Here is a 25,421-nt window from a genome sequence, read left to right on the forward strand (position 1 = left end):
CGTCGCGCCCCGCGTGGGCGCGTGGATTGAAACTTCAGCAATGCCCAAATCCCGCGCATTGGTCAAAGTCGCGCCCCGCGTGGGCGCGTGGATTGAAACCATAAAACCAGAACAAGATAAAAGCCGATCATTGTCGCGCCCCGCGTGGGCGCGTGGATTGAAACGGTGAAATGGTACAAAATAGTATCAGTGCTAGGTCGCGCCCCGCGTGGGCGCGTGGATTGAAACACAACCTTGTTTATGCGGGATACATAACCAGCGCGTCGCGCCCCGCGTGGGCGCGTGGATTGAAACGGGGGAGCGGCTATTAACACTTTCAAAATACAAAGTCGCGCCCCGCGTGGGCGCGTGGATTGAAACGCGGTTAGCCTTTGCTGCCAAAAACTGATTGCCATTGATGCAATTCTGAACAATTTCAGGGCGAAGTGAGGCGGTGATTGATCAGCCTTGATTTGACTTTCATCTTTGTGTGGGGAATGTTTAAGGTGGGTTGAGTTAATTCACTTTATCAGCAACCCATGAAGCTACAGTTTATTAAAGTATTCGCGTAACCATTCTAGTGATGAGATTTCTACAGCCACAACTTCGGAAATATCTGCAAATTTTATTTTCACAGATTACGCACAGATTACGCATCGAGAAAATAAAAAGATCTAAATTTATTCAAGTCTTTGTTTTATTTGGCGTCCCCAACGAGATTCGAACTCGTGTTACCGCCGTGAAAGGGCGATGTCCTAGGCCTCTAGACGATGGGGACAAAGTTTTATGTCGCTATAGCGTCGTTCTATCAATGATGAACTGGTGGAGATAAGCGGGATCGAACCGCTGACCTCTTGCATGCCATGCAAGCGCTCTCCCAGCTGAGCTATACCCCCTGATCAAAGGAAGGGGGATTATACTGATGCCTTGATTCATTGTAAAGAAAAGATCAATCAGAAAAACTGCTCAGACGGCTATTCATGCGGGTGAGTGTTTCTTCACGACCAAGCAATTCCAATACCACATCAATGGAGGGCGTATGCACTTCACCGGTCACCATAACCCTCAATGGCATAGCAATTTTAGGTAATTTGACATCGTGATTCTTGGCTGCTGTTTTAATTTCATGATGGATTGATTCGCGGGTCCATTCTATATGGCTGAATTTTTCTATCAGACTGGCTAGGATAGGTTTCGCTGCTGCGGTCAGATGTTGCACTTTCAATTCATCGGTGGGTTCCAGCGGGCGATAGAAGTAAACCGCTGCATCCGCTAGTTCTTCAATGGTATTCACTCTTTCCTTCAGTAAATCCACAATAAGCGCTAAATCGGGACCACCGGCAATAGGGCATTCGTCTTTTGCCAGGAAAGGAATGACCAATTCAGCCAAGCGCACGTTATCGGTTTTCTTGAGATATTGCTGGTTGATCCAATGCAGTTTCTCTGGATTGAATTTGGCCGGAGAGCAGCTGATTGCCGATAAGTCAAACCACTCAACCAGTTGCTCGCGGCTGAATATTTCTTCATCGCCATGCGACCATCCGAGTCGTGCCAGATAGTTCAATAGGGCTTCCGGTAAATAACCGTCTTCACGGTATTGAATAACAGAAACAGCGCCATGCCGTTTGGATAATCGCTCGCCATTGGCGCCCAATATCATGGGGACATGCGCGTATTCTGGTAACGGCGCATTCAGAGCTTGAAGAATATTGATTTGGCGCGGCGTGTTGTTAACGTGATCATCGCCGCGGATGACATGGCTGATGTTCATATCCAGATCGTCAATCACCACACTAAAATTATAAGTCGGCACGCCATCACCGCGTAACAACACTAAATCATCCAATTCACTATTGGCGACAGTGATGCGTCCCTTAATTTGATCATTAATTGTGACATGACCTTGCGATGGATTTTTGAATCGAAGTACTGGTTTGACACCGGCGGGCGGCGTTTTTTTTGAGTCGCGCCAACGGCCATCGTAGCGTGGTTTTAGGCCGGCAGCCAATTGCTGTTCACGCATTTCTTCCAATTCTTCTTTGGTTGCGTAGCAATAATAGGCTTGGTTATTCTGTAACAATTGTTCGGCAATTTCATGATAACGCGCTAATCGCTGCATCTGATAGAACGGCCCTTCATCATAATCCAGTCCTAACCACGCCATGCCATCCAGAATTGCCTGCATCGATTGCTGGGTCGAACGTTCCAGATCAGTGTCTTCAATGCGCAGAATAAATTTGCCACCATGTTTGCGTGCATAGGCCCAGGAGAAAAGAGCCGTGCGCGCGCCACCAATGTGGAGATAACCGGTCGGGCTGGGTGCAAAGCGTGTACGTACCATCATAATTGTTGTGTCTACTGTTATGCTAAGTATCTAAAATAGATAGTGTACGCGATTCTGCCAAAGCAGTGTTTCTTTTGCCCGGACTTTTGCTGCTAAGATGCACGTTGATAATAGCTTGTAAGCTAAAGCCGATTATAATGTTTCAATTTAATCCAGGTGATTTCCTTGCCTGTATGCAGTGATGTATTTGATAAATGACTGACTTAATTCATGATCTGATTCTTAAAGCGGCTGACCGTACACCCGATGCTGAAGCATTGTTGTACCAAGATCAAACAATGGATTATGCCATTCTCGCTGGAGAAATTGAGTCAAGGTCCGGTGGTTTGCGTGCGCTGGGTTTAAGCCGTGGTGAACGTGTCGCCGTCTATCTTGAGAAGCGCTTGGAGACAGTGGTAGCATTATTTGCTGCCTCTGCGGCGAGTGGTGTATTTGTTCCAGTGAATCCAGTATTAAAATCTGAACAGGTGGCTTACATTCTGATCGATTGTAATGTAAGGATACTGGTTACTTCACTGGAGCGCTTGAAATTACTACAATCCGTTTTGACACTTTGTCACGATCTGCGTACGGTTGTTGTGGTGGATGCTAAAGATCAGCTACCGGTTATTGCCAACCTTCTTGTTGTCTGTTGGGGAGCGTTACAGGCCGCAAGCTGGTCTCGCGCGATATTGCCCACGATCGATAGTGATATGGCGGCGATTCTCTATACTTCTGGCAGTACCGGCAAACCAAAGGGAGTCATTCTTTCACATCGTAACCTGGTAGCTGGTGCAAAAAGTGTAACGCAGTATTTAGGAAATCAACACGATGACCGGATTCTAACCGTGTTGCCGCTGAGTTTCGATTATGGATTGAGTCAGCTCACTACTGCGTTTTATGCCGGTGCGGCAAATGTTTTGATGAATTATCTGTTGCCGCGTGACATTATTCATATTGTCAAGGAACAGCAGATCACTGGCCTTGCGGCGGTTCCGCCGCTGTGGATTCAACTGGCTCAGTTGGATTGGGGGCAAGTGTCTTCATTGCGTTATATGACTAGTTCAGGTGGCGCCATGCCGCGCTCGACATTGGAACGATTACGTAAAGCTTTGCCGGTTACACAAATATTCTTGATGTATGGCTTTACTGAAGCCTTCCGCTCAACTTATCTGGCACCGGAGGAGCTAGATCGGCGTCCAGATTCTATCGGAAAAGCGATACCAAATGTTGAAGTATTGGTGTTGCGCGAAGATGGATCACACTGTGTGCCGGGTGAATCTGGAGAATTGGTACATCGGGGTGTCTTGGTCGCGATGGGTTATTGGAATGATATGGAAAAAACAGCGATGTGTTTTAAACCGGTTAAACCGTACCAGTCTGGTTTATCGTTTGCAGAAATTGCCGCTTGGTCGGGTGACACTGTGCAGATGGATGAGGAAGGGTTTCTATATTTCATTGAGCGTCGCGATGAGATGATCAAAACCTCGGGTTACCGGGTCAGTCCGACGGAAGTGGAGGAGATCGTCTATGCCGCGGAATGTGTAGCAGAAGCCGTCGCCATCGGTGTTCCGCATCCGATATTGGGGCAGGCGATTGTGGTAATTGTGACGGCACGGAAAGATATTCAGCTGGATGCTGATAATTTATTGGCCGCGTGTAAACAGCGCTTGCCTGCTTATATGCTGCCGAGTCATATTGAAGTGCGTGAAGTGAGCCTGCCGCGTAATCCGAATGGCAAAGTAGACCGTAAATTACTTTACCAGGAAATGCAGCACCTATTTGCGAGAATTGATCAGTGAGCAATTTACCTCGAGAGCACGCGCCGCTCGTGCAATTTTCCGTACAGGATGATTGTCTGCAAATAGGCGGTATTGCACTGACTCGATTGGTACAACGAGTTGGATCAACGCCATTCTATGCGTATGACCGGCAAAAAATAACAGAGCGGATTGCTTTGTTGCGGCAGCATTTGCCGGAAGAAATTTTGCTGCATTACGCGATGAAAGCCAATCCTATGCCTGCGGTGGTGCAACATTTGGGGGGGGTGGTTGATGGAATGGACGTCGCTTCAGCGGGGGAAATGAAAACTGCATTGGATACAACGCTATCGCCTGAGAAAATCAGTTTCGCAGGGCCAGGGAAAAAGGAAGATGAACTGCGTAGTGCTATCGCTGCCGGTATCGTTCTCAATCTGGAATCCGAGCGAGAAATGGAATTGGTCGCGCAATTGGGAAAATATTTAGGTATTGTTCCAAACGTAGCCATTCGAGTGAATCCGGATTTTGAACTCAAATCTTACGGAATGAAAATGGGCGGCGGACCCCGGCCATTTGGCGTAGATGCTGAACGCGTTCCTGAAATGCTGATCCGGCTGGGGGTACTCGGATTAAATTTTGTTGGTTTTCATATATTCAGCGGCTCACAGAATTTGAATGCAACAGCAATTCAGGAGATGCACACAAAAACTTTCAATCTGGGTATTCGGCTCGCCGAACATGCACCATCGCCCATGCAGTTGTTTAATATCGGCGGTGGCTTTGGTGTTCCATATTTCCCCGGGGATCAATCATTGAATATTGCTACCATTGGTGAGAATTTGCAGCGCTTGATGCCGCAAGTAAAACGGCAATTGCCTAATGCCCGGATTGCGATTGAATTAGGCCGGTATATGGTGGCGGAAGCGGGAATTTATGTTTGCCGGGTTTTGGAACGGAAGATATCGCGAGGGCAGATCTTTCTCGTGACAGATGGGGGCTTACATCATCATTTGGCTGCTTCCGGTAATTTTGGTCAGGTAATCCGCAAAAACTATCCTGTCATCATCGGAAATAAAGTTCAGGGCGCTGACAGGGAAGTTGTTTCGGTCGTGGGGCCGCTTTGCACGCCATTGGATCTGTTAGCCGATCAAATGCAAATGGCCAAAGCATCGGTTGGTGATCTGGTTGTTATATTGCAGTCGGGCGCCTATGGTTTAACTGCTAGCCCGACAGCATTTCTCAGTCATCCTACACCGATCGAAGTGCTGGTTTAACTTCGTATCAAACTCAGAACGGATTGTTTTATTAGTTTTAGCGGAAGATTAATCCATACCGTTAACCACATCAAAGTTCATCGCACTGCACCTGTCTGTTGTTTATTGTGCACAGGCTTGCATCTTTATTGTAATTCTTCTATTAAATGAAAAAGATCTGTTGAATATTCGCTTTAAATATACTTAAATGCTTGCTGCAATTAACATATATTACTTGTTGAATGAGAAAGTATTTGATTTATGCAATTGAAAATAGAAAATGCACTGTAGTTCCCGCGCTTATTCGATTATGACGTTGCGCGAATGCGGTTTACTATTTCTACTCATTTTATAGACTAGACAAATTTACTATGACTAATTCTTAATTGAATGACTAAGAATTAGTCTGAATAATTTTTGAATGTGGATATAGCCGACTACTTATAACTCAACTGGGTGATTCTATGAGTGATATGTATGATAATTTTCAGAAGTATTTTGAAATTGTAGAAGCTAATACAAATGAATTGCTTGAGATTGTTTATCGACTCCGTTATCAGGTATTTTGTGTAGAGCACGACTTTCTCGATGCTTCACTTTACCCAGATAAACTGGAAAAAGACAATTACGACAATCATTCTTCTCATATTCTTTTACGATTTCGCTCATCAGGAGATTTTATTGGTTCAGTCCGTTTAATATTATTTGACCCGTTGCAGCCTGAAAAGTTATTTCCAGTTGAGTTATATACGCAACTTGATCCAACGCTTTGTAATATCAAAGCCTTGCCACGTCAGCACATTGCTGAGATTTCCCGTTCTGTTGTTGTGAAACAGTTTGATCGGCGTAGAGGAGAACGTCGTGAATCTAGAGCAGAGGTGACCGATGGGAGTATTGCCGAAAGAAACCGGCGAGCTTCGGATAGACGTTCTACACCACACTTAAGTTTAATGTTAATGGCTGCTGTCATGCGTATGTCAATCAAACATAATATCAGATACTGGATATCCGCTAAGGATCCTGCGCTCAATCGACTGCTTGGTTATAACGGTTTGAGTTTTAATCCAATTGGCCCCCCCGTTAATTATCATGGTATTCGTCGACCTTATTATGCAGATGTAGATGATGTATTAACTAGAATGTATAAAGAACATCATGATGCTTGGGAAGTCGTGACCGATTGCGGCAAATACAGCCCCGTTCATGTTAACCAATGAAATAGTATTGAATCAGGAATCCAGTTCTTGAGTTTATTTCATTTCTCTATACGAGTCCAATTATCAAGGCGTTGTTTGTTGAAGGTTAGGGTCTATTTTTGTTTTGCTCTAGCAATATGTCTTCTGGGCATAAAGACTGAGGTCAAGGCAAGTGATCACTATGAAATCGTGACTAATACAGGAGTTAGCGAGAAAGTACTTTCAGTCAATTCGCTGCGCTCTATATTCAGTATGCATTTGAAGACCTGGTCTAACGGTACCAAGATTAGAGTTTTTGTATTTTCTGATGACGATCAACTGCATCAAAATTTTTCCAAGGAAAAATTAAACGTATTTCCTTATCAATTAAGATCCACGTGGGATCGGCTAGTCTATTCGGGAACCGGCCAAGCGCCCATCGTAGTAAATTCAGCTGAAGAGATGGTTTCTAAGGTCGCTAATACGCCTGGCGCAATCGGTTATTTATGGAGAGCGAATATTAATGAAAATGTTAACGTGCTCGAGATTAAATAGCCTTTTTGTGGGCGCTACTCGGAGAATAACTAGACGATGGGTCTTGTTATTTCTTGCCGGGTGCTTTTCAGCACATGCGCAAGAACCCAATCAGTCGCAGAAACAATCAGAGTCTGGCAAACCACCTATTTGGCTGCAAACATCGGAATTGCCTTCACAAGCTACCGCAGCAGATAGTGCGAAGAAAAAACCCGGATTGGTAAGTACGGCAGTAAACTGGTTTCGAAAAACAGATCTTCCCGCCGATCTGCAGATCCATGGATTCGCCAGTCAGGCTTATATTACAACCTCAGATAACGATGTTTTTGGGAATAGTGATAAAGGCGGTAGCTTTGGACTCACAGAATCAGGGCTTAATGCTTCCGTGCGACCATTGCCGCGACTGTTACTATCCGCACAAGTGTTGTCGCGAAGGGCGGGTGAGGGGAACACGGGTATGCCGCGCCTCGATTTTGGATTCCTGGATTATCGGATATACTCGCATGAAGCCAATCAGTTTGGTATACGCGTTGGTAGATTGAAAAATCCATTTGGCTTTTATAATGATACGCGTGATGTACCATTCACACGCCCTAGCATCATGCTACCGCAATCGATTTATTTTGATAGGGTACGCAATATTAGTCTTTCAGGAGATTCTGTGCAGTTGTACGGCGAAACTGCCGTTTCCAGCTGGGGTACAGTTTCTACGCAATTCGGTGCCTTTTTGCCCATAGTGAGTGACAAGGATACAGAACTTGCACTGATTGGAGCGCTGCCACCGGGTCATCTACAAAGAGATGTGTCGTATATTGGTCGAGGAATTTTTGAAACGAATGACAAACGACTTCGCCTGGGTGTCAGTGGAATATGGTTAAATACCTCCTATGATCCTAGTAATAGGTTGGGTGACTTAATTGGCCCCGGTGCATTATTACAAGCCGGTGCATTACAGTTCTCGCCGGTCTATTTCTCAGCTCAATATAACGCAGAGCGCTGGACACTGACTTCTGAATATGCAATTCGTCACTTTAAGTATAATAATGATTTTAACGTTAAGCCGCTGAATGGCCTAGATTTCTTTGGTGAAAGTTATTACTTTCAAGGCGAATACCGCTTTACCCCGAAATGGGTGGGTCTGCTACGGTATGACGCTCTCTTTACTGATAGATCGGATCGAAATGGAAGTCAATGGGTTGCAGAAGATCCTCTGCGGCGTAAGGGCTTGGAAGACTCTCGGTTTGCTAAGGATATTACGGTGGGTTTGCGTTGGAATGCTACGCCACAATTTATGGTGCGTGCTGAATACCATTATGTAAATGGTACGGGTTGGCTCTCGAGATTAGACAATCCAGCCACTGAAGGTCCAATGAGTCAGCACTGGGATCTTTACGCGATCCAGGCTTCTTATCGTTTCTAAGTAGAAATTCTGATGAAAAATAATTCCGAGAATAAGTTAGCAAAGGTGCCTCTCCCTCTCACTCCAAGCCTTAAAGGACGAAGGTTCCGCAGCCTGAGATGGAAAATCTCTCTGGGCAGCAGTTTGATACTGCTGGCCGTTGTAATAATGTTTTGCTTTATTAGTTATCTGGGTTTAATGGCGAACTTCGATAATCAGCAGGATGTAGAATATAGACGGCATTCTCGAGAAATCAATAGTCTGATTCAGAATACTTCGCAGAATTTATACCAGTTAGCTGAAATGATCCCGTTTTTAGACGGAATGAAAAATGCCTTGATCAAAAGTAATGGAGAGGCTATTAATAAAGCTTTCGATCAACACTGGGCATTGCTGCAATTTCATAACGGTGTTGAGTTTGTTCATTTTTATAATACGTCAAATCAACTGAATTCGAGCTGGGATAGTTTAGATACGAATATTGATGGCAATAACCTACTACCGACCTGGGTAAGTAATGTTAATCAGTCTGAACGACCCATCAATCCATTGCTTTGCAGGGAAAGCTGCATACAATACATTGTGGCACCGTTATTGGTAGAAGGGAAAAAAGCGGGCATAGTGGTCATGGGTATTTCTTTGGCCGATGTATTTCTGGCCTTCAAACGGATAGCAGGCGCTGATATTGGTTTGTTAATTAAAGAACAGAATAATCTGTTGCTTCATGATGATTCTGATTTTTTGCGCTGGAACGTTCATATCCCCGCACTGACTAATAAAGAAAGAAATCAGGATATTCTTAATAAGACTGCGCAGATTTATCCAGATATGTCGTCGCTCAATAGCGGTGTTCAGATCCGCTGGAATGATCAATATCAGCAGTTAAAATTATTTCCCCTTAATTCGTATGAGCCCGGCAAGGCCCATTTGGTTGTGATTACCGATGTAACGGCTGCGGTAAATAATATTCATGACTCTATTTGGAAAATTGCATTAATCGGCTTGCTAGGGCTTGTTTTTTCTGAGATTCTATTATTCCTGATTTTTACACGGCTACTTGCAAGACTAAAAGATGTCGCTTTTGTACTCCCACTGCTCGCCAGTGGACAATTTGAAAAATTCCGCCTAGCACTGACCTCAGCAGATCGCGTACAGCGTTTCAGTGACGAAGTAGATACGTTGTCTGAAGCCGCCGTGTCCTTATCACTCCAACTGGAAAAACTAGAGCAAGAAGTATCTACCCGGACAACGATGCTGATTGAGCAAAAAAATGCGCTCAGTAAAGAAAGAGATTTTGTGGGGAATTTGCTGGATACGGCACAAGCCATAGTTCTGACACAGAATTCTGAAGGTGGAATCATTTCATTAAATGCGTATGGAGAGATGTTGACTCGCTATACGGAGAGTGAGTTGTTGGGTAAATCTTTTCTAAATACTTTGATTCCGGAGTATGAATCGCAAGATCTGCTTCCGCGCTTTAAAGAGATACAAGTCGGTCAAAGAATGCAATTACGTCATGAGGCCATTACCCACTGCAAAGATGGAACAACACGCCATGTAGCTTGGCTACACTCGCATCTGTCCTGGCAATCTGCGGATGATCCGTCGATTTTATCGGTGGGATTGGATGTTACCGAATATAAGCGAGTTGAGGGCCATCTGGCTTGGCTGGCCGATCATGATCCTTTGACAAATATGTTTAACCGGCGCCGCTTTAGTGAGGAACTGGAGCAAGTTTTAAGCCGTGCAGAACGCTATCAGCATCCAGGTGCTTTACTATTCTTTGACCTGGATCGCTTTAAATATATTAATGACACCAGCGGGCATCAGGCTGGTGATTCGTTGCTTAAAATGGTTGCGGGTATGTTGGCTCAGACCATTCGAACAGATGATATAACAGGTCGTTTAGGAGGGGATGAGTTTGCCATTATCTTGCCGGAAATTAATGCCAGTGGCGCAATAGAAGTCGCCAAAAAAGTATTGGATCAACTGGGCATGGCACAATTAATCATTAGCAATCGTACCCATAAAATTTCAGCCAGTATCGGTATTGCATTATTCCCTGAGCACGGTGCTAATATTCATGACTTGTTGGCTGCTGCAGATCTTGCCATGTATCAAGCAAAGGCGATGGGGCGGAACGCCTGGTACCTGTTTTCAGACAAAGACCGTAGCCGTGAACGGATGCATACGTTGGTTTACTGGAAAGAGAAGATTGAATATTCCCATTTACATGATAATTTCGTGCTTTATTTGCAACCGATTATGCATGTTAAATCGAAACAAATTTCTCACTATGAGGTGTTGTTGCGTATGCAGGAAAAAGATGGCTCGGTGCTGTCGCCAGCAGATTTTATTCCTGCTGCCGAGCATACCGGGTTAATTCACGCAATTGATCACATGGTATTACGGAAAGCCATTGCTCAGGTCGCTGAAATATATCAAGCCGGGTTCAAAGTTAGCTTTTCAATCAATTTATCCGCTCACGCATTTAATGATCCCGAACTGCTACCAATCCTGAAACAAGAATTGTTGACGCAAGACATGGATCCGTCATGTGTCATGTTTGAAATTACGGAAACTGCAGCGTTAGAAGATTTACCCGGCGCCCGTGCGCTGATGATAGAAATTAGAGAACTGGGGTGTGGTTTTGTACTGGATGATTTCGGTGTTGGCTTTTCTTCTTTTTATTATTTACGGGAATTGCCAGTTGATGTGGTTAAAATTGATGGCTCGTTTATACGTAATTTATCTGAAAGCAGTGATGACCTAATTTTGGTCAATGCCCTATGTAGCGTAGCCAGGGGGTTTGGTAAGAAAATTACAGCAGAATTTGTCGAGAGTGCGGAAATACTTGCTTTGATAGAAGAAATGGATATTGATTACGCACAAGGGTATTACATCGGCAAGCCCGCACCCGCGGCTACGTTTTTCATGAAGTCAGATTCTGAGTAACGAAATACAAATAATTGCCAGTGAATCAATGAAACCGGCAGTTTATAGATTTAAAGCGTGACAACTGATAATTGTTCCGGAATGCGTGCCGTCCAATTGAGTTTCTGTTGAATCGCGGTAACCAAAGCAGAAGAATTGCTGAATTCACCATGTACGACAAAAATATTTTCGGGCATTTTCTGGAAGTGGCGTAACCAGTTAATTAAATCTGCCTGATCGGCATGCGCCGAGAGTCCACCGATGGTATATATGGTTGCCTTGACACGCACATCCTCACCAAAAATTCTGACTTTCCGGGCGCCGTCTACTAATCGTCTTCCCAAAGTTCCTTCCGCCTGAAATCCGGTAATCAGTATGCTGCATTCGGATCTGTCAAGATTGTATTTGAGATGATGTTTGATACGTCCGGCATCGCACATACCACTGGCTGAAATAATGATGAGCCCATGTTTCATGTGATTAAGCTGCATGGATTCTTCAATATCCTGCACGAAATGTATTTGTGGTTTTCTCACATTCTTATTCATCCACTGCAGCGTATCGGAAGTTTCTTTGTCGAGCAATGCAATATGGTTGAGTGTAATTTCTGTCGCTGCCCGTGCCATCGGTGAATCAACATAAATATCCATTTCTCCCAGTTTGCCTTGGCGATAAAGATCGATCAGCAGAAACAGCAGATCCTGGGTACGGCCAACGGTGAAGGCGGGTATGATCACATTGCCGCCTTTATGAATCAATGTGTGGTTGATCGCATAAGCCAATTCATCCAAGGTATCGGGCATATTTCGATGCAACCGGTTGCCATAGGTTGATTCAATCAGCAGAATATCTGCTTGTTGGATGAAAGTTGGGTCGCGTACAATCGGATGACCAGGTTGTCCCAAATCGCCCGAGAATACAATTTTCTTGAAATCAGCATACTTTTTGATCCATAGCTCAATAATGGATGATCCGAGGATGTGGCCAGCATCCCGGAAACAACAGCGTACGGATGGGTGGGGATTAATTTCTGTATCGTAATTCACATGGATTAATTGCTTGAGAAGTACTTCCGCTTGAGTGACGGTATATAACGGCGCAAGCTCCTGCGTTGATCGGCTGCGATGACGTGATTTATTGCGCCACTCAATTTCTTTTTCTTGAATATATGCGCTGTCCTTGAGCATGACCTGAAGTAAATCCGCAGTTGCTGCTGTGCAATAAACCGGGCCTCTGAACCCCCATGCGCTTAACCGCGGCAGTAGGCCGGAATGGTCGGTATGGGCATGGGTTAGTAATACAAAATCAATCGTTTTAGGATCGAATTTAAAAGCCGTACGGTTTTTTCTATCTGCCTCCCGGCCCCCTTGAAACATGCCGCAATCGACCAGAAATTGCACTGTTCCGGTTTCGATGAGATAACTGGATCCGGTTACTTCACCGGCTGCACCTAAGAAAGTAAGTTGCATCGCAATAATTTCCTTTCAGTGATTCATACCGTGTCTAACACATGCAGCGTGGCATTTACCAGAAAATCTATTTCCTGTTCACTGATGATATAAGGCGGCATGAAATAAATGGTTTTTCCCAAGGGGCGCAGTACTACTTGCTGCTTTAAACCTGCCTGAAAACAATTCGCTGCAAAATCGCGATCATCCGTTTCTACTTCAAAAGCCCAAATCATTCCGCAATTGCGTAAATTCCTGATTTTTGGGTGATCTGCGAGCGGTGCTGCAATTTTATTCAGATAGGCTGCTTTGTGCTTGTTTGTCTCAATGACACGATCATGTTCAAAAATATCCAGCGTGGCTAATGCTGCCCGACAGGCTAATGCATTGCCGGTATGCGAATGAGAGTGTAAAAATGCATGCGCTGTTTTGTCATCATAAAAAGCCTGAAAAATTGTATCGGTAGTCATGACAACGGACAACGGCAAATATCCGCCGCTCAGACCTTTCGATAGACATAGAAAATCCGGCGTGATGTCTGCCTGATTACAGGCAAATAGCGTTCCAGTCCGGCCAAAACCAACCGCAATTTCATCGGCAATCAAATGCACCTGGTACTGAGTGCAGATTTCTCTGGCACGTTGCAGATAAACAGGGTGATACATGCCCATGCCGGTCGCGCCTTGAACCAATGGCTCAAGAATGAATGCGGCAGTTTGGGCATGATTTTCTGCTAAATAGCGTTCCAGCACGGCGGCAGCGCGGATAGCATAATCTTCCGGGGATTCGCCTATTTCCGCATAACGCCAGTCAGGTGTAGGAACATGTGTGCATGGCCGAAGCAATGGTGCATAAGTTTCCCGGAAGATTGCCACATCAGTAACCGATAATGCACCAAGTGTTTCGCCATGATAATCATTTTGCAAGCTGACAAAATTGTTTTTCTGCGGTTGACCACACAAAAGCCAATAATGAAAACTCATTTTTAACGCGATTTCAATCGCCGAGGCTCCGTCGCTGGCGTAGAAGCAATGCCCGAGTGTGCCGGGTGCTATTTTCTTGAGTCGCTCCGATAGTAATACAACCGGTTCATGGGTGAAACCTGCCAGCATGACATGTTCTATTTTCTCAAGCTGATCGTGGATTGCCGCGTTGATGTAAGGATTGGAATGACCAAATAGATTGACCCACCAGGAACTAATCGCATCAAGATAGCGCTTGCCAGCAGCATCATAAAGCCATACCCCTTTGCCGCTCACAATCGGAACGAGCGGATAGGTTTCGTGTTGCTTCATTTGCGTGCAAGGATGCCATACAGATTCAAGGCTTCTAAGCTGTAGTTGCGATGCTGATAAAGGTATGTTGTGATTGATATTTGACATGTAATTTTTTAAACGTATCACGAAAATCTCGGAAGACTGCTTTCAACCTCAGTACGCTACAAGAGCGATCCGTCATTGTAGACTATGAGTGGCTGTTTTTCAGTGTTTTTGACCTGGCACTGGATCCTTGGTACATTCAGGTTTGCCAAAAAATTGCTTATTCTTCTATGCGTATGCATCCAAACATTGACATTCATTCATCCGGCTTGCTGCCTGACGATGATCCGCAACGAATTTCATTACACAATGAAGTGCATGCGCGTCCGAGTCAGCGGATTCGATTACCTGCACTGGTGATTTATGTTGTGGTCATCAATGATGGTATAACACGCGAGCAAGAGTGTGAGCACTTGCGCCGTATTCCCGGCCAAAAGACGCTGACGCTTGAACAATTGCAGAATAACTTTCTACGCTTGCGGTTGCAGGGCTATACCTTGAGATGGGAACGTCATAGCGAATTTACGCGTTATTCGCTTGTGCAACATTTACCTGAAGTGGCTCAACTGGGTGCGACAGATCCTGAATTACTTTCTTACTTGACCTTACCCCAGGGGTGGTTGGCTGAAATTCCTGGACGGACTTTCGCTGCTATCAAATTGGCCATGGTGTATGGCGATCTGAACGAATCCGATGAACTGCTCATTCAGGCACGCAGGTGGTTTGGAGAGAATCCAGTGGTGGCATCTCTCATCGGTCGAGATGAACACTCGCTTGCGGTGACGGATTTTATGTTGCGTCCTAGCGGTTTTGAACGCATGCTGGTGATTATGCCACTGAATGCATCAGAGACGCGGGCAGGGCGTGTTTCGCAACGCCTGCTTGAAATTGAAACTTACCGGCTCATGGCGTTAAAAGGTCTGCCAGTAGCTAAACAACTTATCCCTGAATTGACTAAAGCGGAGCAGCAGTTGGCTGATATTACCGCACAACTCGAAAATAAAGCCGCTTCTGATCAAGAATTACTTGATACGCTTATTTCATTAGCTACGCGCATCGAGCACGCTACAGTTGCACATGCCTACCGTTTTGCAGCGACACAAGCTTACAATAAGCTGGTAACGCAACGTATCGGCGAGCTCAGAGAAAAAGCTATACCAGGCACTCAGACCATTGGTGAGTTTATGCAGCGGCGGCTTTCCCCAGCTATTGCGACAGTTGAAGCGACTGCGCAACGAATGAGCTATCTTTCTGCGCGTGTCTCTCGAGCGAGCGCCTTGCTACGTACGCGAGTCGATATTCTGACCGAAACACAAAATCAGCAATTACTGGAAAAACTGACTCGCGGTCAAGAATTACAACTGCGGTTACAAAGTACAGTGGAAGGCTTGTCGATTGCAGCAATTTCGTATTATGTGGTTAGTTTGCTGTTGTATCTGGCTAAAGCAGGTAAAGCGATCGGCTTACCGATACAGCCTGAGCTGCTAACCGGATTGATGATTCCTGTGGTCGTGTGGCTGGTCTGGCGCACCACACGCCGCATTCACGATAGATTTCTTAAGCTACCTTAGCAACTTAAAGAAACGCTGAATAATTTGGCGAGCAAGAATTCAGCGTTTTCTTAATTCACTGTTAATTATATTATTGTAAAAAACGATCAAATGGCTGTAATGGCTTTGTTCTTCCCTCAGCACCGACAGCTGGAATAAACAAAAACTGGTCAGCTGCAAGTCCCGCATTCATGGGGTTTTGCTTGGTAATTGATGAATTGTCTCTAACATGACCGTGCGGCACTCGTATTTCCGGATGGTCAAACGGCGCTTTCTCATAGCGCACTCGGTCATCGGTTAAACTTTTTAGAAAATTGAGTAAGTCGGTACGTTTTTGTGGCGAGAGCCGCAAGTCAACCAAAGCGAAAATTTTGGCAAATTCTTTCGGTGGTGTTGAAAAATTACCGCCTCGTGTATAAAACGCCAATACTTCGTCCAATGCTGCCATGCCACCGTTATGCATGTAAGGTCCGGTTAAGTCGATATTTCTTAAAGTGGGAATTTTGTATGAGCCGTTGGCTGCGCTCAAAAACCTTCTTCTATTGGGTTTTTCTAATTCTGCTAATGCAGTATTAGTCGTTGGAATAAATATGCCTGCCGGATTAAAACAATTTACAGTATTTTGTTTTTGTATTTGTATCCCGTCTACGCGTGTGAAAAATAATACATGCGGGTTATCACTATCAATTGCAATCGACATATCCAGATCACAAGGTCTTACGTCTGCAACATAAGGATCTACCACCCCAGAATCATTACCTGCGAGAAGCTGTAAATATTGATCAGAGAACGATAATGGATTGCCGAAGGGATCGATACCACCCAAACCAATATCATTTTCTACCGGGGTGACACCGGTACCGGAAAAACCAGTATCTTGAAACATCATGCCGCCAGTTAACGATCGATTGGTCACTACAGTGGTGGTGCTGACGCGGAATGTCGAATTGCCGAAAGCATGCGGATTTAATTTTTGTAAAATACCATTGGTTACCACAGCCGACGAAGTAAAATTAGGGCCAATGTGGCAAAGTGCACAGTGTGAATCACGGAAAATATCCATGCCACGCTGTGCCGATGCACTTAAGTCGATGGGTATGCCATGTGCATCTACAGTACTACGATCAAAGGGGGAATCATCGGAAATCAAGGTCGATTGATACATTTGAGTCGCAAGTGCAAAGAACATGGCAAAGTTAGCTTCTACCTGTCGATAGGGTAGTCCATGCGTTGTAGAGCTGCTTGGCGGAGAACCAAATAAGCCAGTATGGTTATAATCCCAATATTTGGGATTGAATGCCTCCATGATCAGTTGGTAGTAATCTGTATTTAAACCTTTTTGCAAATTGTTGGGTGTGTTGTGCGCCAATCCGCCCAGTACACTATCGTTCCAGTGCACACGTTGATGTTCGAGGGGTTTACGATCTAATAGTTTACGACCCAAATCAGCAAAGGTGCGGCCGTGACAACTCATTTCGAAATCATCTAGAGGAGGGGAGACAGCTAGGGAAGCCAAAGCGGAATTGATGAGTTTTAAACGTTCTTTGGCAACCGTGCCATCATTATTTCTAACCCAGACTCCGGCATCTGGATCACGATCTCCCCAAGGACTGCTGCCGTTAAAAATGTTGTTGGCGCGGCCATCCCAGAAGTTACGAAAATTGAAAACGGCATTAATAACGGTTGGAGTATTCCGGGGTTCAACTTTGCGGGTACCTTTTGCTCCAACATGAAAAACCGGATCGGAACTACGATTACATTGATCATTCGCCGCTGTAACCAATTTGACATCTCGATAATCACCACCAAAGGTTCCCGAGGAAGAAACCACATCATTGCTGATATAGATCGGTACTCCTGTGGGATTAAGAGGATTATCGGTTTGATAAAAAGGAAAGTCACTTCTTTTCAGAGTTGCATTAGGTCCCCGTGGAGTTCCATCGCTTGCAAGTTCAAAATCCCTAGGTAAATTACTATTTCTACCTATCGGTGCAATTTGATTTTTAGTGCGCCGATCTGCGCCCGCATGAAAATGGAAGCTGGCGCACGCTATCCCATCACTTCCGACATTGATATCCCAAAATAAGGCTTTGCCCAGTAAGATCGCTTTATTTTTGTTAATGATGATAGGGTCAGTACCACCCAGCAAGCCGGGTACACCGGGAACCGGTGCTCCTTTCAGTGACATGGGGATAGGTCCGAAACCGTCAGCCTGTAAGAGCGAGCCGGTAAAAAAAGTAAGACAGCACAGTGTGATTAGTGTGCTTATGATTTTTTTTATAGTGTTCAGCATGATGATATTCCTTACTACCGAGCATGTACGTCAGGGAACTTCGTGGCGTTTGTACGTTTATTGCGTACGTGCTGATAATTCTATTGAATGTAACTCACGATAAATGCCGTGTGCATCCTAATGACAGCCAGATAACATTTATTTGTTTCCGGCAAGAAACGGGGCGATTCTATAAAACACCCCGTTTCTACTATTGCTTCACAACGATAATGGCTATTTAAACTGCAACGCTAGGTAACGCTTTTTCCCGGCTTTTCAGACGCCAGCCAACAAGACCCAAGCCTGCCAGCAGCATAGCGTAAGTTTCCGGCTCCGGTACTGCGCTAACAGTCAGATCAAATGCCCCGCCGGCAGTAGCATTGTTAGTGCCCCCAATGTACAAGGCATACCAGCCTGGTGCCAGGTCATCGAATATCAGCGATACGGAATTTGCCCCCGTGCTGCCACTGATGCCGTTCTCAAAAGTGCTGGTCAGACTCACGTCATTTGCGCCGGTGAGAATGCTTTCACCCCATCCGCCCGCGACGTGTGAAGGGCCTGCAACTGCATAACCTAGAGTTTCGAGTACATTGCCTCCATTACCGTTAGCCATCCATAACGTACCCGTATCGCCCATTGCTCCCGTTGCATTAAAGGAATGCGGAGTGCCAAATCCTGCCGAGCTGAGTTCACCGCCAAAACCGGCAGTGCCGCCATCGAATTCAGTGCTTCCGGTTGCCCAAGCTGTGAGGCCAGGAGCAAAATTGGCATCACCGGAAACTGTTACGGTAACATCTGTTAGGCTGTTATTCTTAAAGGTATACCAATCTCCGGTATGCGCCCAAGCAGAATTATTTAGAGAGGGATTATCTGAGTATGCGCTTTGTAGGCCGGTTTCCGTGGCAGAAATGCTGCTGCCTAAGTTAAGCTCATTATTATCACCAGTCCAAGGTTTAAATCCTACGGCACCTGCAGCATATACGCTTGTACTTAGTGCGGTGATAGAAATGATAGCTGCCGAAGTAAGCATACTTGTTATTTTTACAAATTGTTTTTTCATTTGGAATCTCCAATAATGATTGAATATTTCTAAATCAATTACACTATACCGTTGGCTATATGTTGGGTTAATGAACAGTAGCTTCCCATATTTCATGGTCGAATGATGATCTGAAGTCGATAGATTTGATGCTTCTCGATTCAGAGACTCCCATCATTCAAGGGAGGCAACCCAACTGTCTCATTGATGGAGATCTGTAGGCTTTCCGAACTTGTCTTGCGACAAGAGTGGCTTTATCTTTTTATTATTAATTAAATTGTATATCGTATATTGATAGAATTGCAATGCGGCAAATTGCCGCACCTTTTTCAGACTAAACTTACGCGCAACTGGATAATTTGGTGGAAAGTTTCTCGCTTAGCAGAAGCTGGTAAGCAATGCCGAGGTGATCAAGGTAAGTGAATTTATTCATTTTGCTTGTACTATACAGTTATGCAGAGCTTGCCTGAATATCACTTCAGCTCAAAGTAAGGCATGCTAAAATCCAAGCTCTATAAGAATTGGAAACACTATGCATTTTCCTGACATCACAGCACTGTCTCCACTGGATGGGCGCTATCACACCAAAGTTGAATCTTTACGATGTTATTTCAGCGAATTTGCTTTGATTCGTTTCCGTGTTCAGGTTGAGGTGGAATGGATTAAAGCGCTAAGTAACGAGCCAGGGATTTTTGAGGTTCCACCTTTCTCATCCAAAACCAACACGCAGCTGGATAACTTGGTGGTAAATTTTTCTGTTACTGACGGAGAAGCGGTTAAAACCATTGAAGCCACAACCAATCACGATGTTAAAGCCGTTGAGTATTGGCTAAAGCAGAAATTGGCGGATAATATTGAAGTTGTGAAGGTGACAGAATTTATTCATTTTGCTTGTACTTCTGAGGATATCAATAACCTATCGCATGGCCTGATGCTCAAATCCAGCCGGGCACAAGTCATGTTGCCCGCACTCGATAATATTATTAATAGATTGATTGAACTGGCTCATCAATTAGCGGATGTTCCGATGCTTGCCCGCACGCATGGTCAGCCAGCCACACCGACGACCTTAGGTAAAGAAATAGCTAATGTGGTTTATCGTCTGCAACGCGGAAAGAAACGACTCGAAGCAGTTTCTATACTAGGCAAGATCAACGGTGCGGTCGGTAATTACAATGCACATTTATCCGCTTATCCAGATCTGGATTGGGAAAAATTTGCACAATTATTTGTTGAAAAGCTGGGTCTGGAATTTAATCCTTATACGACTCAGATTGAACCCCACGATACGATCGCAGAATTGTTCGATGCATATGCAAGGATTAATACTATTTTATTGGATCTGAATCGCGATATCTGGGGATATATTTCTCTGGGCTACTTTAAGCAAAGAACCAAAGCGGATGAAGTGGGTTCTTCAACGATGCCGCACAAAGTCAATCCGATCGATTTTGAAAACTCGGAAGGTAACTTGGGTATTGCCAACGCGTTGCTACGTCATTTAAGTGAGAAATTACCAGTGTCTCGTTGGCAGCGGGACTTAACCGATTCCACCGTATTGCGTAATATGGGCGTCGCGTTAGGGCATACCCTGCTGGCTTATGATTCCTGCAATAAAGGGCTCAATAAGCTGGATGTCAATCCGGCGCAATTACTGGCTGATTTGGATAATACTTGGGAAGTTCTGGCTGAACCGATACAAACAGTGATGCGGCGTTATGGCATTGCTAACCCTTACGAGCAACTGAAAGCGTTAACGCGCGGCAAGAGTGGCATTACCAAAGAAACGCTACGTCAATTTATTGCTGATCTGAGTATTCCTGAAGCAGAGAAAGATCGCCTGCTGGCATTAACTCCCCGAAATTATATTGGTAAAGCATGTATTTTGGCCGTAAGAATCAAAAATTGATCGAAAATTACAGCCAGAGTAATGCATGGAATTGACGCCCGAATCCATACAATTTGCATAGTGTGTGAATAATTTTCAATTATCGACTTGAAATTTAAAAATGCAGCCCCAATATCGCTTGCACAGTCATTAGGAGGTACGATGCAAAGCCCAGAAAATCCAAATAATCCAGAAGATAACTCAGCTGAATTACTCTATGCGAAAGAGGAAACCAAAATACCCGGAATAACCAGTGATTCAACCATTCAAACCGGAGAAAACCAAGACCTGCAACCCAGCCTTGAACATTTATTGAAAGAAGCTGAAATCAGGGCAGCCGAACATCATGATGCTTGGATACGTGCCAAAGCTGAAACAGAGAATATTCGAAAACGTGCTCAAAGTGATGTGACTAATGCGCATAAATATGCGATCGAGAATTTTTCTGCTGAGTTGCTGACGGTAATGGATAGCCTTGATGCCGCACTGGCAATTGAGAATGCAAGCGTAGAGAGTTATAAAAATGGTATGGAATTAACACTAAAACAACTGACCAACGTGTTTGATAAATTTAGCATTAAGTCGATTGATCCCAAAGGGGAGAAGTTCGATCCGCATCAACATCAGGCAATGTGTACGGTTGATTCTGAATTGGCTCCAAATACAGTGGTTCAAGTCATGCAAAAAGGCTACAAGTTACATGAACGCATTATCCGTCCAGCACTTGTGTCGGTTTCGAAAGCAAAAGATACTTGAATTTTCCCGCAGTATCTCCACTTTTAGGTCAGTTGACAGGCAGAATTAATCTTTAAAAGGATCTTAACATGGCAAAAATTATCGGTATCGATCTGGGTACCACCAACTCTTGTGTATCCGTTATGGAAAACGGAAAACCAAAAGTTATTGAAAACTTAGAGGGTACTCGGACAACACCTTCTATCGTTGCCTATACGGAAGATAATGAAGTTTTGGTAGGCGCTTCGGCAAAACGTCAGGCAATTACCAATCCAAAAAATACATTGTTTGCGGTGAAACGTCTGATTGGACGGCGCTTTGACGAAGACATGGTGCAAAAAGACATCAAGATGGTTCCTTACAACATCATCAAAGCAGATAACAATGATGCATGGGTAGAAGTGCGCGGTAAGAAAATTGCGCCACCGGAAGTTTCAGCACAAGTATTGATAAAAATGAAGAAAACAGCCGAAGATTATCTGGGTGAACCAGTAACCGAAGCTGTCATTACGGTACCAGCTTATTTCAACGATTCGCAACGTCAGGCAACTAAAGATGCCGGACGGATTGCCGGTTTGGAAGTGAAGCGTATTATTAATGAACCGACAGCTGCAGCATTGGCTTTTGGTATGGATAAAAAAGAAGGCGACCGGAAAATTGCTGTCTATGACTTAGGCGGCGGTACTTTTGATATCTCCATTATTGAAATTGCTGAAATTGAAGGCGAGCATCAATTTGAGGTGTTAGCTACCAATGGTGATACTTTCCTCGGTGGAGAGGACTTTGATTTACGTGTGATTGAATACCTAGTTGATGAATTCAAGAAAGAAACCGGTATTGATCTGAAGAAGGATATGCTGGCACTACAGCGTTTGAAGGATGCAGCAGAGAAAACCAAAATTGAATTGTCATCCAGCCAACAGACGGAAGTTAATTTGCCATATATTACTGCCGATGCATCGGGACCCAAACATTTGGCCGTGAAGATAACCCGTGCAAAATTGGAAAGTTTGGTGGAAGACCTGATAGAACGCACCGCCGGACCTTGCCGCACAGCAATTAAGGATGCGGGTTTATCCGCTTCAGACATTGATGATGTTATTCTGGTTGGTGGGCAGACACGTATGCCCAAAGTACAAGAAAAGGTTAAGGAAATTTTTGGCAAAGAACCGCGTAAGGATGTTAATCCGGACGAAGCCGTGGCGGTTGGCGCAGCCATTCAGGGTGGCGTGTTGCAGGGTGACGTGAAAGATGTCTTGTTGTTAGATGTGACGCCGCTGTCTTTAGGTATTGAAACATTGGGTGGTGTGATGACCAAACTGATCCAGAAAAATACTACGATTCCAACCAAGGCACAGCAGGTATTTTCTACTGCGGAAGAGAGTCAGACGGCGGTAACTATCCATGTGTTGCAGGGTGAACGCGAGATGGCGTCGGGTAATAAAAGCTTGGGGCAATTTAATTTAAGTGATATCCCGCCAGCACCGCGCGGCATGCCACAAATTGAGGTGACATTCGATATTGATGCGAATGGTATTTTGCACGTGTCAGCGAAAGACAAAGCTACCGGCAAGGAAAACAAGATCAAAATTCAGGCAAGTTCTGGTTTGTCGGATGACGAAGTCGAACGCATGGTAAAAGACGCCGAAGCTCATGCCGAGGAGGATCATAAGGCACTGGAATTGATTTCCAGCCGTAACCAGTGTGATGCCATCATTCATTCAGTTAAAAAATCGTTGAAAGAATATGGCGATCAATTGAGTGGCGATGAAAAAACTAAAATTGAGACCGCATTGAAGGATGCAGAAGAAGTGCTCAAAACTGATAATAAAGACGATATCGATGCGAAAACACAAGCATTGACCGAAGCGGCGCACAAACTGGCTGAAAAGATGTATCAGCAAAACGATCAACAAGGCCAGCAAGCGCAGCCTGAATCAGGATCTTCATCCAAACAGGGTGAAAAACCAGTGGAAGGTGAAGTAGTCGATGCAGAGTTTGAGGAAGTTAAAAACAAGAAATAAATTTTATTAGAATCGCTCAAGCGCAGAGACGCAGGAAGAAAGTTTTCGAATTCTTCTGCGTTCTCTGCGTTTTGGTGTTTAATGTGAAATTAAAAATATTTTTAAAAACTAAAGCAGCATAAATTTTATCCCGGTAGCAGGAAATCAATATGAGTAAGCGCGATTACTATCAAGTGCTCGGTGTCACCCGTGATGCCGATGAGAGCACGATCAAAAAAGCCTATCGTAAATTGGCAATGAAGTATCATCCCGATCGGAACGCTGGCGATGTTAAATCGGAAGAGATGTTCAAAGAAGCCAAAGAAGCTTATGAAATATTGACGGATGCTAATAAACGCGCCACCTATGATCAATTCGGCCATGCTGGCGTTGATGCCAGTGCAGCAGGCGGGGGCGGTGCGCAGGGATTCGGTGATGCGTTTAGTGATATTTTCGGAGATATATTTGGGGGCGCGCGCGGTGGGGCACGATCAAATGTACATCGTGGCTCTGATTTACGTTATAACCTGGAGATCTCCCTGGAGCAAGCGGCGCATGGAACTGAAACAAAGATTCGCATTCCTACGATGGAGAAATGTGAACCTTGTCAGGGCAGTGGTTCCAAACCAGGGAGTTCACCGAAAACCTGTCCTACTTGTAATGGCCATGGGCAGGTAAGAATGCAACAGGGATTCTTTTCCATCCAGCAAGCATGTCCAAAGTGCCACGGCGCTGGCAAGATTATCGCGAATCCTTGTTTAACTTGTCATGGAATAGGACGCGTGAAGCAGCATAAGACGCTGAATGTGAAGATCCCAGAAGGTGTCGATGATGGTGATCGTATTCGTATCTCAGGTGAGGGCGAGGTTGGAGGACCACCTGGTGATCTGTATGTAGTGATCCACTTATCAGCACACTCTGTTTTTCGTCGTGATGGTGATAATCTTCACTGTGAAATACCGATTAGTTATACTGTGGCCGCGTTAGGTGGAGAAATCGAAGTACCTACTCTAGAGGGGCATGCCAAAATTAAAGTGCCCCTCGAAACGCAAACGGGTAAGATTTTCCGATTGCGCAGTAAAGGAATTAAAGGTGTGCGGAGCCATGACAAGGGCGATTTGCTTTGTCATGTCGTTGTGGAAACCCCAGTCAAATTGACAGCGCGCCAGAAAGAATTATTGGAGGAGTTGGAGACAATAAGTTTGACTGATGGTCCGCGTCACAGCCCTCGTGCTAAGTCTTGGATGGATAAAGCGCGTGAATTCTTTTCAGAATGACAAGAAAATCTAGAGTATAACAATGCATAGTTATCCGTAATTCTCAAAGAAAAATATTTCTTTATGCTTCTGATCATCATGCTAGATAGCAATTATTAACCGTCAATGCTACCCACAAACCCAAGATCCGCGATTCAAGACCATAAAGTAAAGCATGCCGCGTATCCCATAAATGATTGCGGCAGAGGAGATGCTTAAGCGCGGAAATGCGCAGTCATTTCAGTAATGTGCCAAGTGATACTTCTCCAGCAGGTGACAAAATTTGAGGATCGTCGTTTCATCAGGCATGACTCTTTTCCAGCATCTAGTCCTGCAAATTCAAGCAACACCGACACATCATGTAAAGCTTCTTCCATCGAAGGATCTGAATAACCAAATCATTGTTCAACATATGAATCCGCAGTATCGCTTCCAACGCAAATGGCTTACGTCCCAAACCCGCTACCGGATAGTGCGGTGCGATCCGATTTGTCCACTCTGCACAAGGAACTACTTGCTCCATTTCCTCGAGAAACTTTTGTCGGCGAGTTACT

Annotated in this window: 15 protein-coding genes, 2 tRNA genes, 1 pseudogene, 1 CRISPR repeat array and 1 riboswitch; of the genes and pseudogenes, 10 read left to right on the top strand and 8 right to left on the bottom strand. The window is 44.7% G+C overall.

Features of this window, described 5'->3' with window-relative positions; genetic code table 11:
- Position 1 precedes the first annotated feature (1 nt).
- Positions 2-360: a CRISPR direct-repeat array (repeat unit 32 nt; unit sequence GTCGCGCCCCGCGTGGGCGCGTGGATTGAAAC).
- Between the two features lie 321 nt (positions 361-681).
- The 3 genes from ACH10T_RS12945 to gltX all read right to left on the bottom strand — a co-directional run bounded on the left by ACH10T_RS12945 (position 682) and on the right by gltX (position 2,320).
- A tRNA-Glu gene (locus ACH10T_RS12945) sits at positions 682-757 on the bottom strand.
- Positions 758-799: 42 nt separating this feature from the next.
- Positions 800-875 (bottom strand) — tRNA-Ala (locus tag ACH10T_RS12950).
- Between the two features lie 53 nt (positions 876-928).
- Positions 929-2,320: a glutamate--tRNA ligase gene (gltX, locus tag ACH10T_RS12955; RefSeq protein WP_394809690.1), complete on the bottom strand. Its 1,392-nt coding sequence runs from the start codon at positions 2,318-2,320 to the stop codon at positions 929-931.
- Between the two features lie 197 nt (positions 2,321-2,517).
- Here gltX and ACH10T_RS12960 point away from each other — a divergent pair, with 197 nt between their 5' ends.
- The 5 genes from ACH10T_RS12960 to ACH10T_RS12980 all read left to right on the top strand — a co-directional run bounded on the left by ACH10T_RS12960 (position 2,518) and on the right by ACH10T_RS12980 (position 11,378).
- Positions 2,518-4,104 (top strand): acyl-CoA ligase (AMP-forming), exosortase A system-associated, encoded by a 1,587-nt coding sequence (locus ACH10T_RS12960; RefSeq protein ID WP_394809676.1) that lies wholly within the window; start codon positions 2,518-2,520, stop codon positions 4,102-4,104.
- Positions 4,101-5,336 (top strand): pyridoxal-dependent decarboxylase, exosortase A system-associated, encoded by a 1,236-nt coding sequence (locus ACH10T_RS12965; protein ID WP_394809677.1) that lies wholly within the window; start codon positions 4,101-4,103, stop codon positions 5,334-5,336. Before ACH10T_RS12960 ends, ACH10T_RS12965 begins: the two co-directional genes overlap by 4 nt.
- Positions 5,337-5,779: 443 nt before the next feature.
- The gene (locus ACH10T_RS12970) at positions 5,780-6,532 is read left to right on the top strand and encodes a PEP-CTERM/exosortase system-associated acyltransferase (RefSeq protein ID WP_394809678.1); all 753 of its coding nucleotides are present in this window, start codon (positions 5,780-5,782) and stop codon (positions 6,530-6,532) included.
- A 481-nt stretch (positions 6,533-7,013) separates the two neighbouring features.
- The gene (locus ACH10T_RS12975) at positions 7,014-8,444 is read left to right on the top strand and encodes a hypothetical protein (RefSeq protein ID WP_394809679.1); all 1,431 of its coding nucleotides are present in this window, start codon (positions 7,014-7,016) and stop codon (positions 8,442-8,444) included.
- A 177-nt stretch (positions 8,445-8,621) separates the two neighbouring features.
- Positions 8,622-11,378, top strand: coding sequence for an EAL domain-containing protein (locus tag ACH10T_RS12980; RefSeq protein ID WP_394809680.1), 2,757 nt, complete (start codon positions 8,622-8,624; stop codon positions 11,376-11,378).
- 50 nt (positions 11,379-11,428) lie between these two features.
- Here ACH10T_RS12980 and ACH10T_RS12985 read toward each other — a convergent pair whose 3' ends face one another.
- A complete protein-coding gene (locus ACH10T_RS12985) occupies positions 11,429-12,826 on the bottom strand; it encodes an MBL fold metallo-hydrolase RNA specificity domain-containing protein (protein WP_394809681.1) in 1,398 nt (465 codons plus the stop codon).
- Between the two features lie 23 nt (positions 12,827-12,849).
- Positions 12,850-14,187 carry an adenosylmethionine--8-amino-7-oxononanoate transaminase gene (bioA, locus tag ACH10T_RS12990; RefSeq protein ID WP_394809682.1) on the bottom strand — a complete coding sequence of 446 codons (1,338 nt, stop codon included), beginning with the start codon at positions 14,185-14,187 and terminating at the stop codon, positions 12,850-12,852.
- 173 nt (positions 14,188-14,360) lie between these two features.
- Between bioA and ACH10T_RS12995 the strand changes: the two genes are divergently transcribed.
- Positions 14,361-15,695 (top strand): DUF3422 family protein, encoded by a 1,335-nt coding sequence (locus ACH10T_RS12995; RefSeq protein ID WP_394809683.1) that lies wholly within the window; start codon positions 14,361-14,363, stop codon positions 15,693-15,695.
- A 70-nt stretch (positions 15,696-15,765) separates the two neighbouring features.
- On the opposite strand, the gene ACH10T_RS13000 is transcribed toward ACH10T_RS12995, so the two are convergent.
- Positions 15,766-17,967, bottom strand: coding sequence for a cytochrome-c peroxidase (locus ACH10T_RS13000; protein ID WP_394809684.1), 2,202 nt, complete (start codon positions 17,965-17,967; stop codon positions 15,766-15,768).
- 217 nt (positions 17,968-18,184) lie between these two features.
- Positions 18,185-19,006 (bottom strand): FxDxF family PEP-CTERM protein, encoded by an 822-nt coding sequence (locus ACH10T_RS13005; RefSeq protein ID WP_394809685.1) that lies wholly within the window; start codon positions 19,004-19,006, stop codon positions 18,185-18,187.
- Positions 19,007-19,168: 162 nt separating this feature from the next.
- Positions 19,169-19,248, bottom strand: a riboswitch (cyclic di-GMP riboswitch).
- A gap of 269 nt (positions 19,249-19,517) precedes the next feature.
- Between ACH10T_RS13005 and purB the strand changes: the two genes are divergently transcribed.
- The 4 genes from purB to dnaJ all read left to right on the top strand — a co-directional run bounded on the left by purB (position 19,518) and on the right by dnaJ (position 24,888).
- Positions 19,518-20,894 (top strand): adenylosuccinate lyase, encoded by a 1,377-nt coding sequence (gene purB, locus ACH10T_RS13010; RefSeq protein WP_394809686.1) that lies wholly within the window; start codon positions 19,518-19,520, stop codon positions 20,892-20,894.
- Between the two features lie 141 nt (positions 20,895-21,035).
- Positions 21,036-21,629, top strand: coding sequence for a nucleotide exchange factor GrpE (gene grpE, locus ACH10T_RS13015; protein WP_394809687.1), 594 nt, complete (start codon positions 21,036-21,038; stop codon positions 21,627-21,629).
- A gap of 68 nt (positions 21,630-21,697) precedes the next feature.
- Positions 21,698-23,632 (top strand): molecular chaperone DnaK, encoded by a 1,935-nt coding sequence (gene dnaK / locus ACH10T_RS13020; protein ID WP_394809688.1) that lies wholly within the window; start codon positions 21,698-21,700, stop codon positions 23,630-23,632.
- Between the two features lie 149 nt (positions 23,633-23,781).
- The gene (dnaJ, locus tag ACH10T_RS13025; protein WP_394809689.1) at positions 23,782-24,888 is read left to right on the top strand and encodes a molecular chaperone DnaJ; all 1,107 of its coding nucleotides are present in this window, start codon (positions 23,782-23,784) and stop codon (positions 24,886-24,888) included.
- 304 nt (positions 24,889-25,192) lie between these two features.
- On the opposite strand, the pseudogene ACH10T_RS13030 reads toward dnaJ, so the two are convergent.
- A pseudogene (locus ACH10T_RS13030) lies at positions 25,193-25,421 on the bottom strand (hypothetical protein); the annotation flags it as partial.

Origin of the sequence: Nitrosomonas sp. (assembly GCF_043753625.1) — a bacterium.
Taxonomy (GTDB): Bacteria; Pseudomonadota; Gammaproteobacteria; order Burkholderiales; family Nitrosomonadaceae; genus Nitrosomonas.

Excerpts from the sequence above, each read along its gene's own strand:
- gltX (WP_394809690.1), bottom strand. The coding sequence starts at position 2,320 with ATGGTACGTACACGCTTTGCACCCAGCCCGACCGGTTATCTCCACATT.
- ACH10T_RS12975 (WP_394809679.1), top strand. The coding sequence starts at position 7,014 with ATGAAAATGTTAACGTGCTCGAGATTAAATAGCCTTTTTGTGGGCGCT.
- ACH10T_RS13005 (WP_394809685.1), bottom strand. The coding sequence starts at position 19,006 with ATGAAAAAACAATTTGTAAAAATAACAAGTATGCTTACTTCGGCAGCT.
- dnaK (WP_394809688.1), top strand. The coding sequence starts at position 21,698 with ATGGCAAAAATTATCGGTATCGATCTGGGTACCACCAACTCTTGTGTA.
- bioA (WP_394809682.1), bottom strand. The coding sequence starts at position 14,187 with ATGTCAAATATCAATCACAACATACCTTTATCAGCATCGCAACTACAG.
- grpE (WP_394809687.1), top strand. The coding sequence starts at position 21,036 with ATGCAAAGCCCAGAAAATCCAAATAATCCAGAAGATAACTCAGCTGAA.
- ACH10T_RS12980 (WP_394809680.1), top strand. The coding sequence starts at position 8,622 with ATGGCGAACTTCGATAATCAGCAGGATGTAGAATATAGACGGCATTCT.
- purB (WP_394809686.1), top strand. The coding sequence starts at position 19,518 with ATGCATTTTCCTGACATCACAGCACTGTCTCCACTGGATGGGCGCTAT.
- ACH10T_RS13000 (WP_394809684.1), bottom strand. The coding sequence starts at position 17,967 with ATGCTGAACACTATAAAAAAAATCATAAGCACACTAATCACACTGTGC.
- ACH10T_RS12995 (WP_394809683.1), top strand. The coding sequence starts at position 14,361 with ATGCATCCAAACATTGACATTCATTCATCCGGCTTGCTGCCTGACGAT.
- ACH10T_RS12985 (WP_394809681.1), bottom strand. The coding sequence starts at position 12,826 with ATGCAACTTACTTTCTTAGGTGCAGCCGGTGAAGTAACCGGATCCAGT.
- ACH10T_RS12970 (WP_394809678.1), top strand. The coding sequence starts at position 5,780 with ATGAGTGATATGTATGATAATTTTCAGAAGTATTTTGAAATTGTAGAA.
- dnaJ (WP_394809689.1), top strand. The coding sequence starts at position 23,782 with ATGAGTAAGCGCGATTACTATCAAGTGCTCGGTGTCACCCGTGATGCC.
- ACH10T_RS12960 (WP_394809676.1), top strand. The coding sequence starts at position 2,518 with ATGACTGACTTAATTCATGATCTGATTCTTAAAGCGGCTGACCGTACA.